Here is a 14,995-nt window from a genome sequence, read left to right as displayed (position 1 = left end):
GCCTACTTACCAGCCTTTCCGGCCTTGCGGCGGATGTGCTCTCCCTGGTAGCGCACGCCCTTGGCCTTGTAGGGGTCGGGCTTGCGCAGGCTGCGGATGTTCGCGGCGACCTGGCCCACCAGCTGCTTGTCGATGCCCTCGACGTGGAGCAGCGTCGGCTTCTCCACACGGAAGGTGATGCCCTCCGGGGGCTCCACCACGACGGGGTGGCTGTAGCCCAGCGAGAACTCCAGGTTGGAGCCGCGGGCCTGGACCCGGTAACCCACGCCGTGGATCTCCAGGGTCCTGGTGTAGCCCTTGGCAACGCCCTCGATGAGGTTGGCGATCAGTGCACGGGTCAGGCCGTGCAGCGACCGGTTCTCCGGCTTGTCGTCCGGACGCGCCACCGTGATGACGCCCTCATCGTCCCGAGAGACGGTGATGGGCTCGGCGACGGTGTGCTTGAGCTCGCCCTTCGGCCCCTTGACAGTGACGTCTTGCCCGTTAATCGTGACTTCGACGCCCTTGGGGGCCGAGATCGGCAGTCGACCGATACGCGACATGCTTCAATCTCTCCCTGTTACCAGACGTAGGCGAGGACTTCGCCGCCAACGCCGTGCTTCTTGGCCTGCTTGTCGGTCATCAGGCCGCCGGACGTCGAAATGATGGCCACGCCGAGGCCGCCCAGCACCCGCGGCAGGTTCTCCTTCTTGGCGTACACCCGCAGACCGGGCTTGGAGACCCGGCGGATGCCCGCGATCGAACGCTCCCGGGTGGGGCCGTACTTCAGGTCCAGGACGAGGTTCTTGCCCACGGGGGCGTCCTCGCTGCGCCAGGCCTGAATGAAGCCCTCCTGCTGGAGGACCTCGGCGATGTGCGCCTTGATCTTGGAATACGGCATCGACACACTGTCGTGGTACGCCGAATTCGCGTTGCGCAGACGCGTCAGCATGTCTGCGATCGGGTCGGTCATTGTCATGGCCGACTGGCCCTTCCTCACCGCGGTTTCCGAGTGCAGGCCTTCCCAAAGCCTGTTCCCTGCGGGGCTCCTGCCCTGGGACGCACAACGGACCTTCGGCGTGGTCGTGGGCACCGCGGTCCCTCTCGGGACTGCCGTGCCCTGATGGTTGGATGTAGCGGACCGCGGACCGCTTCCGCGGTCGCGCGGGCACTGCTGTGAGGATGCGAGCGGTCGCACCTCGGTGGGGCCGGCTTCTCGTGCCCCCTGGGGGGAGCGGTCGCGGGCCGGCCCCGCCGCAAGCTACCAGCTCGACTTGGTGATACCGGGCAGCTCGCCCCGGTGGGCCATCTCGCGGAAGCAGATGCGGCACAGGCCGAACTTCCGGAAGACGGCGCGGGGGCGGCCGCACCGCGAGCATCGAGTATACGCGCGAACAGCGAACTTCTGCTTCCGCTGCTGCTTGGCGATCAGCGCCTTCTTAGCCATGTGTGCTTACCCCTCAGGCTTCCTTGAACGGGAAACCGAGCCGCTTGAGCAGGCTGCGGCCCTGGTCGTCGGTGGTCGCGGTGGTGACGACGGTGATGTCCATCCCACGCACACGGTCGACCTTGTCCGGGTCCACCTCGTGGAACATGACCTGCTCGGTCAGCCCGAAGGTGTAGTTGCCGTTCCCGTCGAACTGCTTCGGGGAAAGTCCTCGGAAGTCCCGGATACGGGGCAGGGCCAGCGAGAGCAGGCGGTCGAGGAACTCCCACATCCGGTCGCCGCGCAGCGTGACGCTGGCACCGATCGGCTGTCCCTCGCGCAGCTTGAACTGCGCGATGGAGTTCTTCGCCCGGTTGATCCGCGGCTTCTGGCCGGTGATCGCCGACAGGTCGGCGACCGCGCCCTGGATCAGCTTCGCGTCCCGGGCAGCCTCGCCCACGCCCATGTTGACCACGATCTTGGTCAGGCCGGGGACCTGCATGATGTTGGCGATGCCGAACTCGTCCCGGAGGCCCGAAACGATCTCGTTGCGGTACTTCTCCTTGAGCCGCGGCATCGGAGGGGCGGTGATGTCGTTGGTAACCGTCATCAGATGTCCTTACCGGTGCGGCGGGAGACCCGAACCTTGGTTCCGTCTTCCTCGAAGCGGTAGCCGACCCGGGTGGCCTTGCCGTCTTCCACGAGCGCAACGTTGCTCACGTGGATCGGGGCCTCCTTGGTGACGACCTCGCCCTGCTGGCCGCCCGCCGGGTTGGCCTTCCTGTGCTTCTTGACCAGGTTGACGCCCTCGACGACGACACGGTCTTCCTTCGGCATGGCCTTGACGACCTTGCCGGTGGCTCCCTTGTCCTTGCCGGCGATGACGATGACCTCGTCGCCAGATTTGATCTTCATCGCCTACAGCACCTCCGGCGCAAGCGAAATGATGCGCATGAACTTCTTGTCCCGCAGCTCACGGCCGACCGGGCCGAAGATACGGGTGCCTCGCGGGTCCCCACCGTCCTTGATGAGCACGGCAGCGTTCTCATCGAAGCGGATGTAGGAGCCGTCGGGCCGGCGGCGCTCCTTGACGGTGCGCACGACAACGGCCTTGACGACGTCGCCCTTCTTGACTCCCGCGCCAGGCAGGGCGTCCTTCACCGTGGCGACGATGGTGTCACCGATCCCGGCGTAGCGCCGACCCGAGCCACCGAGAACACGGATGGTAAGGATCTCCTTGGCACCCGTGTTGTCGGCGACCTTGAGTCGCGACTCCTGCTGAATCACGTCTGCTCCTGATATGGATGCGTGCGGTCCACTGCCGCACGGCTAGGTGGTCTGCACCCCTCGCGCCGGTGGCCGACAACGGGTGCCGGCCACCGACAGGCTGGGGTTACTTAGCCTTCTCCAGGATCTCCACGACGCGCCAACGCTTCGTCGCGGAGAGCGGCCGCGTCTCCATCACACGGACGCGGTCACCGACGCCGCAGGAGTTCGCCTCGTCGTGCGCCTTGTACTTGGTCGTCCGACGGATGACCTTGCCGTACAGCGCGTGCTTGACCCGGTCCTCGACCTCGACGACGACGGTCTTGTCCATCTTGTCGCTGACGACGTAGCCCTCACGGGTCTTGCGGTAGTTACGTGTCTGGTTGTCACTCATTCGGCAGCCTCCTTGGACTCCTGCGCCGACTCACCAGACAGCGGGGCGATCCCCAGCTCGTGCTCACGCAGGATCGTGTAGATCCGGGCGATCTCGCGCTTCACGGTGCGCAGACGGCTGTGGTTGTCGAGCTGGCCGGTGGCAGCCTGGAAGCGGAGGTTGAAGAGCTCACTCTTGGCTTCCTTGAGCTGGGCGACCAGGTCCTCGACGGACTTGTCGCGGAGCTCCTGGGCAGTCACGGACTTGGCCATCACTCCCCCTCCCGCTTAACGAACTTGCACTTCATCGGGAGCTTGTGCATCGCACGGCGCATGGCTTCCTTGGCCACGTCCTCGGGCACGCCCGACAGCTCGAACATCACGCGCCCCGGCTTGACCGGAGCGACCCACCACTCGGGCGAGCCCTTGCCGGAGCCCATGCGGACCTCGGCGGGCTTCTTGGTCAGCGGGCGGTCGGGGAAGATGTTGATCCACACCTTTCCGCCGCGCTTGATGTGACGCGTCATGGCGATACGAGCGGACTCGATCTGCCGGTTGGTGACGTACGCCGGCTCCAGGGCCTGGATGCCGTACTCACCGAAGCTGACGGTCGTGCCGCCCTTGGCCTTGCCACGCAGGTCCGGGTGGTGCTGCTTGCGGTACTTGACCTTACGAGGAATAAGCACTGGTCAGTTCCCCTCGGGCTGAGCGGACTCGGCCGGGGCCTTCGCCTCGGCGCTCTGCTGCGGGCCGCCGCCGGCGCCACCGCCACGGCGGCGGCGCTGCGGGCGCTCGCGGCGCTGGCCGCCACCGGCGGTGCGCTGCGCGGCCTGGGCGGCCTCGCGCTCGGCGCGGGTCACCGGGGCGTCGCCCTTGTAGATCCACACCTTGACGCCGATCCGGCCGAACGTCGTACGGGCCTCGAAGAAGCCGTAGTCGATGTCGGCGCGCAGCGTGTGCAGCGGAACCCGGCCCTCGCGGTAGAACTCCGAGCGGGACATCTCGGCCCCGCCCAGACGGCCACCGCACTGGATGCGGATGCCCTTGGCACCGCTCTTCATCGCGCTCTGCATCGCCTTGCGCATCGCGCGGCGGAAGGCCACGCGGCTGCTCAGCTGCTCGGCGACACCCTGGGCGACCAGCTGCGCGTCGATCTCCGGGTTCTTGACCTCGAAGACGTTGAGCTGGACCTGCTTGCCGGTCAGCTTCTCGAGGTCGGTCCGGATGCGGTCGGCCTCCACGCCGCGGCGGCCGATGACGATGCCCGGCCGGGCGGTGTAGACGTCGACGCGGACGCGGTCGCGGGTGCGCTCGATCTCGACCTTGGAGATGCCCGCGCGCTCCATGCCGCGGGTCAGCATCCGGCGGATCGCGACGTCTTCCTTGACGTAGTCCTTGTAGGACTTGTCGGCGTACCAGCGGCTCTTGAAGTCGGTGGTGATGCCGAGACGGAACCCGTGCGGGTTAACCTTCTGTCCCACTATCGGGTCCTTTCCTTCGTCTTGGACGAGGCGTCCGAGCGCTCAGCGACGACCACGGTGATGTGACTCGTGCGCTTCGTGACACGGAAGGCGCGACCGAAGCCCCGGGGACGGATGCGCTTGAGGGTCGGACCCTCGTCCACCCACGCGCCCTCGACGACCAGAGTCTCGCGGTCCAGCTTGTCGTTGTGCTCAGCGTTGGCGATGGCACTGGCCAGCACCTTGCCAACAGGCTCGCTCGCCGCCTGGGGCGCGAACCGGAGCACCGCCTGTGCCTCGTCAGCGGGCAACCCGCGAATAAGGTCCACCACCCGGCGGGCCTTCCGGGGCGTAACACGGACGAACCGTGCCTGTGCCCTCGTTCCCATCGCTTTTCCCTCGCTCACGGAAATTCATCTCCACTCACCGTGGAGAAATGGTTCTTATTCCTGCTGCAACCGCTAACGGCGGCTACGGCGGTCTTCCTTGACGTGGCTACGGAAAGTACGCGTGGGAGCGAACTCGCCGAGCTTGTGGCCGACCATCGACTCGGACACGAACACGGGAACGTGCTTGCGACCGTCGTGGACGGCGATCGTGTGGCCGATCATCTCCGGGACGATCATGGACCGCCGGGACCACGTCTTGATGACGTTCTTGGTGTTCGCCTCGTTCTGCGCTTCCACCTTCTTGAGAAGGTGGTCGTCGACGAACGGGCCCTTCTTAAGGCTACGTGGCATCAGACGTGCTCCTTACCGCTTCTTCTTACCGCTACGCCGACGCCGCACGATCAGCTTGTCGCTGGCCTTGTTCTTGGCCCGGGTCCGGCCTTCCTTCTTGCCCCAGGGGCTGACCGGGTGGCGGCCGCCCGAGGTCTTGCCCTCGCCACCACCGTGCGGGTGGTCGACCGGGTTCATCACGACACCGCGGACGGTCGGGCGCTTGCCCTTCCAGCGGGACCGGCCGGCCTTGCCCCAGTTGATGTTGGACTGCTCGGCGTTGCCGACCTGGCCCACGGTGGCGCGGCAGGTGACCTCGACCATGCGCATCTCACCGGAGGGCATGCGCAGCGTGGCGTACTTGCCCTCCTTGGCCAGGAGCTGGATCTGGCTGCCGGCGGAGCGGCCCAGCTTGGCACCGCCACCCGGCTTCAGCTCGACCGCGTGCACGAACGTACCCGTGGGGATGTTGCGCAGCGGGAGGCAGTTGCCGGGCTTGATGTCGGACTGGGGGCCGTTCTCGACCTTGTCGCCCTGCTTGAGACCGGCGGGTGCCAGGATGTAGCGCTTCTCGCCGTCCACGTAGTGCAGCAGCGCGATACGAGCGGTGCGGTTGGGGTCGTACTCGATGTGAGCGACCTTGGCCGGCACGCCGTCCTTGTCGTGGCGACGGAAGTCGATGACGCGGTAGGCGCGCTTGTGGCCGCCGCCCTGGTGGCGGGCGGTGATACGGCCGTGGCCGTTGCGGCCGCCCTTCGAGTGGAGCGGACGCACCAGGGACTTCTCCGGCTCCGAGCGCGTGATTTCGACGAAGTCGCTCACGCTGGAGCCGCGACGACCCGGCGTCGTCGGCTTGTACTTACGAATGCCCATCTTCTTCGCGCATTCCTTTACGAGTTACTAGAGGTGTGGCGGTCAGGCCCGGAGGACTACCGACCGAAGATGTCGATCCGGTCGCCCTCGGCAAGGCTGACGATCGCGCGCTTGGTGTCGGGACGCTTCCCGTAGCCGAAGCGGGTGCGCTTGCGCTTGCCCTTCCGGTTGATCGTGTTCACGCCGGTGACCTTGACCTCGAAGATCTGCTCGACGGCGATCTTGATCTGGGTCTTGTTGGCGTCGGGGCGGACGATGAACGTGTACTTGTTCTCGTCCATGAGCCCGTAGCTCTTCTCCGAGATCACCGGTTCGATGATGATGTCCCGGGGGTCAGCGATCCTCACTGGTCGTCCTCCTCGGACTCGGCGGCCTTGGAGGCGCCGGACGCGTGAGCCAGGAACTCGGCGTAGCCCGCCTCGGTGAAGACCACGTCGTCCGAGTAGAGGACGTCGTAGGTGTTCACCTGGTCCGCGTCGAGGATGTGCACCTCTTCGAGGTTGCGCAGGGCACGCCGGTTGTGCTCGTCCTCGCGGGCCAGGACGACCAGGACCTTGTCGGACTCGGTCACCTGGCGCAGCGCCTTCAGAGCGGTCTGCGTGAGCTTGGTGTCGGCGTCCTCGGCCACGAAGTGGCTGATGACGTGGATGCGGCCGTGGTTCGCCCGGTCCGAGAGGGCACCGCGCAGGGCGGCGGCCTTCATCTTCTTCGGGGTCCGCTGGCTGTAGTCCCGCGGCTGGGGGCCGTGGACCGTGCCGCCGCCGGTGTACTGCGGGGCGCGGATGGAGCCCTGGCGAGCCCGGCCGGTGCCCTTCTGGCGGTACGGCTTCCGGCCGCCGCCCCGGACCTCACCGCGGGTCTTCGTGGCGTGGGTGCCCTGGCGGCCGGCGGCCATCTGGGCGTTCACGACCTGGTGGATCAGCGGGATGCTGACCTTCTGGGCGAAGACGCTCTCCGGCAGCTCGACGCTGCCCTTGGCGCCGCCCTCGGGGTTCTTGACCTCGATCTGGGCCATGGCTTACTTGTCCCCCTTCACAGCGGTGCGGACGAGCACCAGACCGCCGTTGGGGCCGGGAACTGCACCCTTGACCAGGATGAGGCCCTTCTCCGCGTCCACGGAGTGAACGGTCAGGTTCTGGACGGTCTTGCGCACGTTGCCCATGCGCCCGGCCATCCTCATGCCCTTGAAAACGCGGCCGGGCGTGGCGCAGCCGCCGATGGAGCCGGGAGCGCGGTGCGTACGGTGGGTACCGTGCGAGGCGGAGAGACCACGGAAGCCGTGGCGCTTCATCACACCCGCGAAACCCTTGCCCTTGCTCTTGCCGGTGACGTCGACCTTCTGGCCGCTCTCGAAGACGTCCGCGCTGATCTCCTGGCCGAGCGTGTACTCGCTGGAGTCGGCGGTGCGGACCTCGACGTAGTGGCGGCGCGGGGTCAGCTCGTGCCGGCGCAGGTAGTCGCCCAGGGGCTTGTTGACCTTGCGCGGGTTGATCTGCCCGTAGCCGAGCTGGATGGCGGAGTAGCCATCGGTGTCCGGAGTCCGGATGCGGCTCACGACGCACGGACCGGCCTTCAGAACCGTCACGGGGACAACCTTGCCCGTGTCGTCGAAGACCTGGGTCATGCCGAGCTTTTCGCCCAGAACTCCCTTGATCTGCTTGGTGGCCATGTCTGTGCGTCCTTAAAGCTTGATCTCGATGTCAACGCCCGCCGGGAGGTCGAGACGCATCAGCGAGTCAACCGTCTTCGGCGTGGGGTCGATGATGTCGATCAGCCGCTTGTGCGTGCGCATCTCGAAGTGCTCGCGCGAGTCCTTGTACTTGTGCGGCGATCGGATGACGCAGTAAACGTTCTTCTCCGTCGGCAGCGGCACCGGGCCCGCGACCTGTGCGCCAGTTCGCGTCACGGTCTCGACGATCTTCTTCGCCGAGCTGTCGATGACCTCGTGGTCATAGGCCTTTAGCCGAATGCGGATCTTCTGTCCCGCCATGTGGCCTGTTCGTCCTTCGCTTCAGTGTCCGTAACGGTGGATGTCCGGTCACAGACGCCCAGGCCGGGCGGATGACCGCCACAGTGCCGTGAGCCCCTATTCCCTTGAGAAACCGCAACAGGGCTTGCCCCTGCGGTGCGCCACCGCCACAGAGCCCGATGACGTCTTCTCGTTGTGGTGGGCGGGCCGCCTTTCGGGCGGCCCCCCCACCACCTGGAGGCGGCTCCCGTGGAGGGAACCGCCCCTCGTGCACTACTTGATGATCTTCGTGACGCGACCGGCGCCCACGGTCCGGCCACCCTCGCGGATGGCGAACTTCAGACCCTCTTCCATCGCGACCGGCTGGATCAGCTGGACGGTCATGGCGGTGTTGTCACCGGGCATGACCATCTCGGTGCCCTCCGGCAGCGTCACGACACCGGTGACGTCGGTGGTGCGGAAGTAGAACTGCGGGCGGTAGTTGTTGAAGAACGGCGTGTGGCGGCCACCCTCGTCCTTGGACAGGATGACGACCTGGGCCTCGAACTCGGTGTGCGGGGTGGTCGTACCCGGCTTGATGACGACCTGGCCGCGCTCGACGTCCTCGCGCTTGATGCCGCGCAGGAGCAGACCGACGTTGTCGCCGGCCTGGCCCTGGTCGAGCAGCTTGCGGAACATCTCGACACCGGTGACCGTGGTGGTCTGCTTCTCGTCCTTGATACCGACGATGTCGACGGTCTCGTTGACGTTGACGATGCCGCGCTCGATGCGACCGGTGACGACGGTGCCACGACCGGTGATGGAGAAGACGTCCTCGATCGGCATGAGGAACGGCTTGTCCGTGTCACGCTCGGGCTCGGGGATGTACTCGTCCACGGTGCCCATGAGCTCCAGGACGGTCTTACCCCACTCGGGGTCGCCCTCGAGGGCCTTGAGCGCGGAGACCCGGGTGACGGGGATGTCGTCACCGGGGAACTCGTACTCGCTGAGCAGCTCGCGGACCTCGAGCTCGACGAGCTCGAAGATCTCCTCGTCGTCCACCATGTCGGCCTTGTTCAGGGCCACCACGATGTAGGGCACGCCGACCTGGCGGGCCAGGAGCACGTGCTCCTTGGTCTGCGGCATCGGGCCGTCGGTGGCGGCCACGACCAGGATGGCGCCGTCCATCTGCGCCGCACCCGTGATCATGTTCTTCACGTAGTCGGCGTGACCGGGGCAGTCGACGTGGGCGTAGTGGCGGCTCTCGGTCTGGTACTCGATGTGCGAGACCGAGATGGTGACGCCGCGCTCGCGCTCCTCAGGAGCGTTGTCGATGTCCTCGAACGGCGTGAACGGGTTCAGGTCGGGGAACGCGTCGTGCAGCACCTTGCTGATGGCTGCGGTCAGCGTGGTCTTGCCGTGGTCAATGTGACCGATGGTGCCGATGTTGACGTGCGGCTTAGTCCGCTCGAACTTTTCCTTCGCCACTGGATGTCTCCTAGACGTACAGAGCTATCTGGTGCCCGCCCTCCGCGAGTCGGAAGGGCGGGCCGGTTACGTGTTCGGGGCTACTCGCCGCGAACCTTCGCCACAATTTCTTGGGCGACAGCGGACGGAACCTCCGCGTAGGAGTCGAACACCATCGAGTAGTTGGCTCGACCCTGCGTACGGCTGCGCAGGTCACCCACGTAGCCGAACATTTCGGAGAGGGGCACGAGGGCCTTGATGACCCGGACACCCGAACGCTCGTCCATGGACTGGGTCTGTCCACGGCGGGAGTTCAGGTCACCGATGACATCGCCCATGTACTCCTCGGGAGTGGTGACCTCGACGGCCATGACCGGCTCCAGGAGAGTCGGCTTGGCCAGTCGGACGGCCTCCTTGAAGGCCATGGAACCGGCCGTCTTGAAGGCCATCTCGGAGGAGTCGACCTCGTGGTACTGGCCGTCGACCAGGGTCACCTTGACACCGACGAGCGGGTAGTGCGCGAGCACACCCAGCTCCGCCGCCTCCTGGCAGCCGGCGTCGACCGAGGGGATGTACTCCCGCGGCACACGGCCACCGGTGACGGAGTCCACGAACTCGTAGCCCTTGGCGTCGCCGCCCTCGGCCTCGAGGGGCTCGATGTTGATCTTGACCTTGGCGAACTGGCCCGAACCACCCGTCTGCTTCTTGTGGGTGTAGACGTGGCCCTCGACCTTCTTGCGAATGGTCTCGCGGTAGGCCACCTGGGGCTTACCGATGTTCGCCTCGACCTTGAACTCCTCGCGCATGCGGTTGACGAGGACCTCGAGGTGGAGCTCGCCCATGCCCGAGATGACGGTCTGGCCGGTCTGGTCGTCCGTGGCCACCTGGAAGGAGGGGTCCTCCTCGGCCAGGCGCTGGATCGCCGTGCCCAGCTTCTCCTGGTCGCTCTTGGTCTTCGGCTCGATCGCGACCTCGATGACCGGGTCCGGGAAGGTCATGGACTCCAGGACGATCGGGTTCGAGGGGTCGCAGAGGGTCTCACCGGTGGTGGTGTCCTTCAGACCCATGACCGCGACGATGTCGCCGGCGCCGACGGAGCCGATCTCCTCGCGCTTGTTGGAGTGCATGCGGTAGACCTTGCCCACGCGCTCCTTGCGCCCCTTGATGCTGTTGAGCACCTGGGTACCGGCCTGCAGGACACCCGAGTAGACGCGCACGTAGGACAGCTTGCCCAGGTGCGGGTCGCTCATGATCTTGAAGACCAGCGCGGAGAAGGGCTCGTCCGAGCTCGGCTTGCGCTCGAGCGTGGTGGCCTCGGTCTCGTCCTTGGGGTCGTGGCCCTCGATGGCCTCGACGTCCGCCGGCGAGGGCAGGAACTCCACGATCGCGTCGAGCAGGGGCTGGACGCCCTTGTTCTTGAAGGCGGTGCCGCAGACGACGGGAACGGCCTTGCCGGCGACGGTCGCGCGCCGGATGGCCGGGACGAGCTGCTCCAGGGTGGGCTCCTGCCCCTCCAGGTACATCTCCATGATCTCGTCGTCGGCGTCGGCCAGCGTCTCGAGGAGCTGGTCGCGAGCCTCCTGCGCGGCCTCTGCGTGGGTCTCGGGGATCTCGACCGTGTCGTACATCTCGCCGAGCGCGGCCTCGTCGTTCCAGACGTAGGCCTTCATGCGGATGAGGTCGATGACACCCTTGAAGTCGCTCTCGGCGCCGATGGGCAGCTGGATCGGCATGGCGTTGGCGCCCAGGCGGTCGCGGAACATGTCCACGCAGCGCTGGAACTCGGCACCGATCTTGTCCATCTTGTTGACGAAGCAGATACGCGGCACGCCGTAGCGGTCGGCCTGGCGCCACACCTGCTCGGACTGGGGCTCGACGCCTTCCTTGGCGTCGAAGACCGCGACAGCGCCGTCGAGAACACGCAGCGAACGCTCGACCTCGACCGTGAAGTCGACGTGACCAGGCGTGTCGATGATGTTGATCGTCGTGTCGTTCCACGAGGTGGTGATGGCAGCCGAGGTAATGGTGATACCCCGCTCCTGCTCTTCCTTCATCCAGTCCATCGTCGAGGCGCCGTCGTGCGTCTCGCCGACTTTGTGGTTGACACCCGTGTAGAACAGGATCCGCTCGGTGGTGGTCGTCTTGCCCGCGTCGATGTGGGCCATGATCCCGATGTTGCGGACCTTGGCCAGGTCAAGAACGTTCTTAGCAGCCATGAGGCTCGTCTTCCCTCGGTTTAATGCGATACAACCGCAGGGTTACCAGCGGTAGTGGGCGAAGGCCTTGTTGGACTCGGCCATCTTGTGCGTGTCCTCGCGCTTCTTGACAGCGGCGCCCAGACCGTTGCTGGCGTCGACCAGCTCGTTCATCAGACGCTCGGTCATGGTCTTCTCACGGCGCTGACGCGAGTAGGAGACCAGCCAGCGAAGGGCCAGAGTGGTGGACCGGGAGGCGCGGACCTCGACCGGAACCTGGTAGGTCGCGCCACCGACGCGGCGGCTGCGGACCTCGAGCGCGGGCTTGACGTTGTCCAGGGCTCGCTTGAGAACGACGAGCGGGTCCTGGCCGGTCTTCTCGCGGGCTCCCTCCAGGGCGTCGTAGACGACGCTCTGGGCGAGGGAGCGCTTGCCGTCGAGCAGCACCTTGTTGATCAGTGCGGTGACGAGCGGCGAGCCGTAGACCGGGTCGGTGATGAGCTGGCGCTTCGGCGCCGGGCCCTTGCGCGGCATGCTTACTTCTCCTTCTTGGCGCCGTAACGGCTACGCGCCTGCTTGCGGTTGCGGACACCCTGGGTGTCGAGCGAACCGCGGACGATGCGGTAACGGACGCCCGGCAGGTCCTTCACACGACCACCGCGCACGAGCACGATGCTGTGCTCCTGGAGGTTGTGGCCGATGCCGGGAATGTAGGCCGTGACCTCGATCTGGCTGCTCAGCTTGACGCGAGCGACCTTGCGCAGGGCGGAGTTCGGCTTCTTGGGCGTGGTGGTGTAAACGCGCGTGCACACACCGCGCCGCTGAGGACTCCCCTTCAGCGCCGGGGTCTTGTTCTTTGCGACCTTGTCCTGTCGGCCCTTACGGACCAGCTGCTGGATGGTGGGCACCGCGTCTCCGTCTTCCTCGTGACCTACGCCGGTTCTCGTAGCCGTATCGCTATTGACCTGCTGATTTCCCGAATCTCCCCCGACCCCCGAGGTCGGGCGTGTCGCGCTTGCTCTCGCACACGGCAAAGAGGAAAGGACACCCGTCTGGGGCCGATTCACGGGAGAGGGTTCACGTGCGCCTCACGCCGCAGGTCTCTCCGACCGGGCGCCGCACACACACGTGCGACCCGTTGACTCACGGGCACAATCACACAGGCTACCGCGTCACCCCTCTGCGGAGCAAAACGGCGTGCGACATCGCAAGAACCGTGGAACCGGTCCCAGCATAGCCGTGGGTCACCACCAGTCTACGCCGTTCCGGAGTGTTTTCGCTTCCGCTTTCCACCGGGGCGGACCCTCGCAAGTCCTGCCCGGCGGGTTCTTCCGGCTGTGCGCCCGCTCCCCCGCAGACCATTGTCACAGGGGAGCGGGCCCATGTGCTACAGGATCAGCCAGAGCGCGACGGAGATCACGGTGACGGCGATGCCGAGTCCCGAGAGGCCGGTGCCGATCGCGATCAGCCCGTGGCCGTCCAGCTCGCCGCGCGACTCCCGGATCGCCTTCTTGGCCTTGGGCCCCGTGACCAGGAGCGCGACCAGGGCGGTGACCGCACCGATCACCGGGATCAGGGAGGCGACGCCCAGCCACATGGTGACCAGGGCACCCCGCTCGGTGTCGGCGAGGCCCTCGATGCTGTCGTATCCGGGGTAGGCGTCACCGAGCTCGCCGCCCGGCGGCCGGTCCTCGAAGCCGGGGAAGTCCTCGGTGATCCGGTCCCGCCTGCGCTTCCTCGGCTGGACCGGCATGCCGTAGTCGGCCGGGGTGAAGCCGTCGTCGTACTCGGACTCCTCCGCCCCCTGTGCCTCTCCGGGGTCCTCGTCGTCCCCGTCCGCGAACCCGGGTGCGGTGGACGCCGGGGAGACGCGGCCGGACCCGCCGTCCTCGTTCCCGTGGAGGCCGTTCCCGGTGTAGGCGCCGTAGGGGTCGCGGGGCTCCCCGCCGAGAGGATCGTCCTCCTCGTGGAGGCCGCCGCGGACGCCGGCTCCGTAGGGATCACCGTGGGCGCCCCGGTCGCCGTACCCGTCCTGCTCGCCGTAGGGCTCACCGTAGGTGTCCCGCTCCTCGTAGGAGTCCTGGCCACCGTAGGCGCCCCGGTCGCCGTAGGCGTCCGGCTCCTCGTAGGAGTCCTGGCCACCGTAGGTGTCCCCGTCCCCGTAGGCGCCCCGGTCCCGGTAGGAGTCCTGGCCACCGTAGGGCTCGCCGTAGGCGTTCCCGTGGTCGGCCCTGTGGGAGCCCCGGTGTCCGCCCCGGAAGCCGTCGCCACCCGAGGCGAGGTCCCGGTCGGCATAGGAGCCCTCGTGGCCGAGGGGGTCGTCCTCCTCCATCGCCCGGGCCCGCGACTGCATGTCGGCGATCGCGGCCAGCGGGTCGTCGGAGGTGGGCACCGCGGCCGACAGCTCACCGGTGTCGGGGCCGGACGCCGCCTCCTCGCGCTCCTCGCGCCGACGCCGCTCGGCCTCGCGCACGACCTCCGGAAGACGGGGGTCGTCGCGCTCAAAGGCCCAGGTGTTGCCGCTCGCGGGCGGTGCGGAGAGCTCGTCGCCGTAGCCGTCGCCCCACGGCTCGCGCCCGGCGGGAGCCGCCTCCTCCGCCGGGGCCCAGGTGTCCTGCCGGCCCCCGGTGTCACCGGGGCCGCGGGTGTCGTCCCAAGAGGAGGCGCCCGTGTCCCAGGTGCCGCTTCCGCGGCCCTCGTCGGCCGTTCCGGGCAGGGGCACGTCGTGCCAGCTCGTCTCGCGTTCCTCCGGCGCCGGTCCCTCCGGGGCCGGTGCGGGGTCCGCGCCCACCATGGGGTGGCTTCCGGTGAGGGTTCCGGGCTCGGGGACGTCGACCCAGCGGGGCTCGTCCGCGACGGCCTGCTCCTCCCGCTCCTCCCGCTCCGGTGCGGGCGCCGCCTCCGGCTTCTCCTCCTCGCGGCTCTCGGGCCACCGGGGCTCTTCCTCCAGGTCGTCGAAGCGGCTGAGCGGCTGGTAGGCCGCCGCGCTCGCCCCCGGGTAGGAGAGGGGGTTCGGCGGCGCCGGTGGTGTCGCAGGCGCCGCCGGAGGGCCGCCAAGGGCCTCCGGATAGGGGTCCGCCAGCGCCGGACGCGACGAACTCAGCCCCGCATAGCCGCCGCTGTCCGGGAAGACCGTCTCCTGTTCCTGCTTCCCCTCGAGCGGGTCCTCGTACTCCGCCTGCTTGCGGAAACGGTCCTCGCTGGGTGTGAACCACGAGTCCTCAGCGTCGGAGCCCCGTCCGCTGTTCTCGGTCATGCTTCTCCCGCCGGCGCCCAGGCGCCTTTCTCCC

Annotated in this window: 22 protein-coding genes; all 22 read right to left on the bottom strand. The window is 67.4% G+C overall.

The genetic code is table 11. The features are described from left to right. Nucleotides 1–2: 2 nt before the first annotated feature. The 22 genes from rplF to FHS13_RS14660 all read right to left on the bottom strand — a co-directional run bounded on the left by rplF (nucleotide 3) and on the right by FHS13_RS14660 (nucleotide 14,961). Nucleotides 3–542 carry a 50S ribosomal protein L6 gene (gene rplF, locus FHS13_RS14765; RefSeq protein ID WP_184292463.1) on the bottom strand — a complete coding sequence of 180 codons (540 nt, stop codon included), beginning with the start codon at nucleotides 540–542 and terminating at the stop codon, nucleotides 3–5. Nucleotides 543–559: 17 nt separating this feature from the next. After that, nucleotides 560–958, bottom strand: a complete 399-nt coding sequence (gene rpsH / locus FHS13_RS14760; protein WP_184292462.1) for a 30S ribosomal protein S8 — start codon at nucleotides 956–958, stop codon at nucleotides 560–562. A gap of 282 nt (nucleotides 959–1,240) precedes the next feature. Continuing rightward, nucleotides 1,241–1,426, bottom strand: coding sequence for a type Z 30S ribosomal protein S14 (locus tag FHS13_RS14755; RefSeq protein ID WP_184292461.1), 186 nt, complete (start codon nucleotides 1,424–1,426; stop codon nucleotides 1,241–1,243). A gap of 13 nt (nucleotides 1,427–1,439) precedes the next feature. Beyond that, nucleotides 1,440–2,015, bottom strand: coding sequence for a 50S ribosomal protein L5 (gene rplE, locus FHS13_RS14750; RefSeq protein WP_184292460.1), 576 nt, complete (start codon nucleotides 2,013–2,015; stop codon nucleotides 1,440–1,442). Beyond that, complete coding sequence (gene rplX / locus FHS13_RS14745) at nucleotides 2,015–2,320, bottom strand: 50S ribosomal protein L24 (RefSeq protein WP_184292459.1); 306 nt, start codon at nucleotides 2,318–2,320, stop codon at nucleotides 2,015–2,017. The genes rplE and rplX overlap by 1 nt, the downstream gene beginning before the upstream one ends. Before the next feature lie 3 nt (nucleotides 2,321–2,323). Further along, on the bottom strand, nucleotides 2,324–2,692 hold the full coding sequence (rplN, locus tag FHS13_RS14740; protein ID WP_075928301.1) for a 50S ribosomal protein L14: 369 nt from the start codon (nucleotides 2,690–2,692) through the stop codon (nucleotides 2,324–2,326). A 106-nt stretch (nucleotides 2,693–2,798) separates the two neighbouring features. Beyond that, nucleotides 2,799–3,065 carry a 30S ribosomal protein S17 gene (gene rpsQ / locus FHS13_RS14735; RefSeq protein ID WP_184292458.1) on the bottom strand — a complete coding sequence of 89 codons (267 nt, stop codon included), beginning with the start codon at nucleotides 3,063–3,065 and terminating at the stop codon, nucleotides 2,799–2,801. Next, the gene (rpmC, locus tag FHS13_RS14730; RefSeq protein WP_184292457.1) at nucleotides 3,062–3,316 is read right to left on the bottom strand and encodes a 50S ribosomal protein L29; all 255 of its coding nucleotides are present in this window, start codon (nucleotides 3,314–3,316) and stop codon (nucleotides 3,062–3,064) included. The genes rpsQ and rpmC overlap by 4 nt, the downstream gene beginning before the upstream one ends. After that, nucleotides 3,316–3,729 carry a 50S ribosomal protein L16 gene (gene rplP / locus FHS13_RS14725; protein WP_184292456.1) on the bottom strand — a complete coding sequence of 138 codons (414 nt, stop codon included), beginning with the start codon at nucleotides 3,727–3,729 and terminating at the stop codon, nucleotides 3,316–3,318. Before rplP ends, rpmC begins: the two co-directional genes overlap by 1 nt. Nucleotides 3,730–3,732: 3 nt before the next feature. Continuing rightward, nucleotides 3,733–4,524 (bottom strand): 30S ribosomal protein S3, encoded by a 792-nt coding sequence (gene rpsC, locus FHS13_RS14720; protein ID WP_184292455.1) that lies wholly within the window; start codon nucleotides 4,522–4,524, stop codon nucleotides 3,733–3,735. Further along, nucleotides 4,524–4,892, bottom strand: a complete 369-nt coding sequence (gene rplV, locus FHS13_RS14715; protein ID WP_184292546.1) for a 50S ribosomal protein L22 — start codon at nucleotides 4,890–4,892, stop codon at nucleotides 4,524–4,526. Before rplV ends, rpsC begins: the two co-directional genes overlap by 1 nt. Nucleotides 4,893–4,964: 72 nt before the next feature. Next, on the bottom strand, nucleotides 4,965–5,243 hold the full coding sequence (rpsS, locus tag FHS13_RS14710; protein WP_184292454.1) for a 30S ribosomal protein S19: 279 nt from the start codon (nucleotides 5,241–5,243) through the stop codon (nucleotides 4,965–4,967). Nucleotides 5,244–5,255: 12 nt separating this feature from the next. Next, complete coding sequence (rplB, locus tag FHS13_RS14705; protein ID WP_184292453.1) at nucleotides 5,256–6,095, bottom strand: 50S ribosomal protein L2; 840 nt, start codon at nucleotides 6,093–6,095, stop codon at nucleotides 5,256–5,258. 56 nt (nucleotides 6,096–6,151) lie between these two features. Beyond that, nucleotides 6,152–6,442 (bottom strand): 50S ribosomal protein L23, encoded by a 291-nt coding sequence (gene rplW, locus FHS13_RS14700; protein WP_184292452.1) that lies wholly within the window; start codon nucleotides 6,440–6,442, stop codon nucleotides 6,152–6,154. Then, nucleotides 6,439–7,110: a 50S ribosomal protein L4 gene (gene rplD, locus FHS13_RS14695; protein WP_184292451.1), complete on the bottom strand. Its 672-nt coding sequence runs from the start codon at nucleotides 7,108–7,110 to the stop codon at nucleotides 6,439–6,441. The genes rplW and rplD overlap by 4 nt, the downstream gene beginning before the upstream one ends. Before the next feature lie 3 nt (nucleotides 7,111–7,113). Then, on the bottom strand, nucleotides 7,114–7,764 hold the full coding sequence (gene rplC / locus FHS13_RS14690) for a 50S ribosomal protein L3 (protein ID WP_184292450.1): 651 nt from the start codon (nucleotides 7,762–7,764) through the stop codon (nucleotides 7,114–7,116). Between the two features lie 12 nt (nucleotides 7,765–7,776). Next, nucleotides 7,777–8,085, bottom strand: coding sequence for a 30S ribosomal protein S10 (rpsJ, locus tag FHS13_RS14685; RefSeq protein ID WP_014908366.1), 309 nt, complete (start codon nucleotides 8,083–8,085; stop codon nucleotides 7,777–7,779). A 252-nt stretch (nucleotides 8,086–8,337) separates the two neighbouring features. Beyond that, the gene (gene tuf, locus FHS13_RS14680) at nucleotides 8,338–9,531 is read right to left on the bottom strand and encodes an elongation factor Tu (RefSeq protein WP_184292449.1); all 1,194 of its coding nucleotides are present in this window, start codon (nucleotides 9,529–9,531) and stop codon (nucleotides 8,338–8,340) included. An 80-nt stretch (nucleotides 9,532–9,611) separates the two neighbouring features. Next, on the bottom strand, nucleotides 9,612–11,726 hold the full coding sequence (fusA, locus tag FHS13_RS14675) for an elongation factor G (protein WP_184292448.1): 2,115 nt from the start codon (nucleotides 11,724–11,726) through the stop codon (nucleotides 9,612–9,614). A gap of 42 nt (nucleotides 11,727–11,768) precedes the next feature. Next, complete coding sequence (rpsG, locus tag FHS13_RS14670; protein ID WP_184292447.1) at nucleotides 11,769–12,239, bottom strand: 30S ribosomal protein S7; 471 nt, start codon at nucleotides 12,237–12,239, stop codon at nucleotides 11,769–11,771. A gap of 2 nt (nucleotides 12,240–12,241) precedes the next feature. Next, complete coding sequence (rpsL, locus tag FHS13_RS14665) at nucleotides 12,242–12,613, bottom strand: 30S ribosomal protein S12 (protein WP_013156106.1); 372 nt, start codon at nucleotides 12,611–12,613, stop codon at nucleotides 12,242–12,244. 479 nt (nucleotides 12,614–13,092) lie between these two features. Continuing rightward, on the bottom strand, nucleotides 13,093–14,961 hold the full coding sequence (locus FHS13_RS14660; protein ID WP_184292446.1) for a DUF4190 domain-containing protein: 1,869 nt from the start codon (nucleotides 14,959–14,961) through the stop codon (nucleotides 13,093–13,095). Nucleotides 14,962–14,995: the final 34 nt, after the last annotated feature.

Source organism: Nocardiopsis algeriensis (genome assembly GCF_014203695.1).
GTDB lineage: Bacteria > Actinomycetota > Actinomycetes > Streptosporangiales > Streptosporangiaceae > Nocardiopsis > Nocardiopsis algeriensis.
Note: the sequence above shows the minus strand (reverse complement) of the source record. Positions and strands in the feature narration are given on the sequence as shown.

Excerpts from the sequence above, each read along its gene's own strand:
- rplF (WP_184292463.1), bottom strand. The coding sequence starts at position 542 with ATGTCGCGTATCGGTCGACTGCCGATCTCGGCCCCCAAGGGCGTCGAA.
- rpsH (WP_184292462.1), bottom strand. The coding sequence starts at position 958 with ATGACAATGACCGACCCGATCGCAGACATGCTGACGCGTCTGCGCAAC.
- FHS13_RS14755 (WP_184292461.1), bottom strand. The coding sequence starts at position 1,426 with ATGGCTAAGAAGGCGCTGATCGCCAAGCAGCAGCGGAAGCAGAAGTTC.
- rplE (WP_184292460.1), bottom strand. The coding sequence starts at position 2,015 with ATGACGGTTACCAACGACATCACCGCCCCTCCGATGCCGCGGCTCAAG.
- rplX (WP_184292459.1), bottom strand. The coding sequence starts at position 2,320 with ATGAAGATCAAATCTGGCGACGAGGTCATCGTCATCGCCGGCAAGGAC.
- rpsQ (WP_184292458.1), bottom strand. The coding sequence starts at position 3,065 with ATGAGTGACAACCAGACACGTAACTACCGCAAGACCCGTGAGGGCTAC.
- rpmC (WP_184292457.1), bottom strand. The coding sequence starts at position 3,316 with ATGGCCAAGTCCGTGACTGCCCAGGAGCTCCGCGACAAGTCCGTCGAG.
- rplV (WP_184292546.1), bottom strand. The coding sequence starts at position 4,892 with ATGGGAACGAGGGCACAGGCACGGTTCGTCCGTGTTACGCCCCGGAAG.
- rpsS (WP_184292454.1), bottom strand. The coding sequence starts at position 5,243 with ATGCCACGTAGCCTTAAGAAGGGCCCGTTCGTCGACGACCACCTTCTC.
- rplB (WP_184292453.1), bottom strand. The coding sequence starts at position 6,095 with ATGGGCATTCGTAAGTACAAGCCGACGACGCCGGGTCGTCGCGGCTCC.
- rplD (WP_184292451.1), bottom strand. The coding sequence starts at position 7,110 with ATGGCCCAGATCGAGGTCAAGAACCCCGAGGGCGGCGCCAAGGGCAGC.
- rplC (WP_184292450.1), bottom strand. The coding sequence starts at position 7,764 with ATGGCCACCAAGCAGATCAAGGGAGTTCTGGGCGAAAAGCTCGGCATG.
- rpsJ (WP_014908366.1), bottom strand. The coding sequence starts at position 8,085 with ATGGCGGGACAGAAGATCCGCATTCGGCTAAAGGCCTATGACCACGAG.
- fusA (WP_184292448.1), bottom strand. The coding sequence starts at position 11,726 with ATGGCTGCTAAGAACGTTCTTGACCTGGCCAAGGTCCGCAACATCGGG.
- rpsG (WP_184292447.1), bottom strand. The coding sequence starts at position 12,239 with ATGCCGCGCAAGGGCCCGGCGCCGAAGCGCCAGCTCATCACCGACCCG.
- FHS13_RS14660 (WP_184292446.1), bottom strand. The coding sequence starts at position 14,961 with ATGACCGAGAACAGCGGACGGGGCTCCGACGCTGAGGACTCGTGGTTC.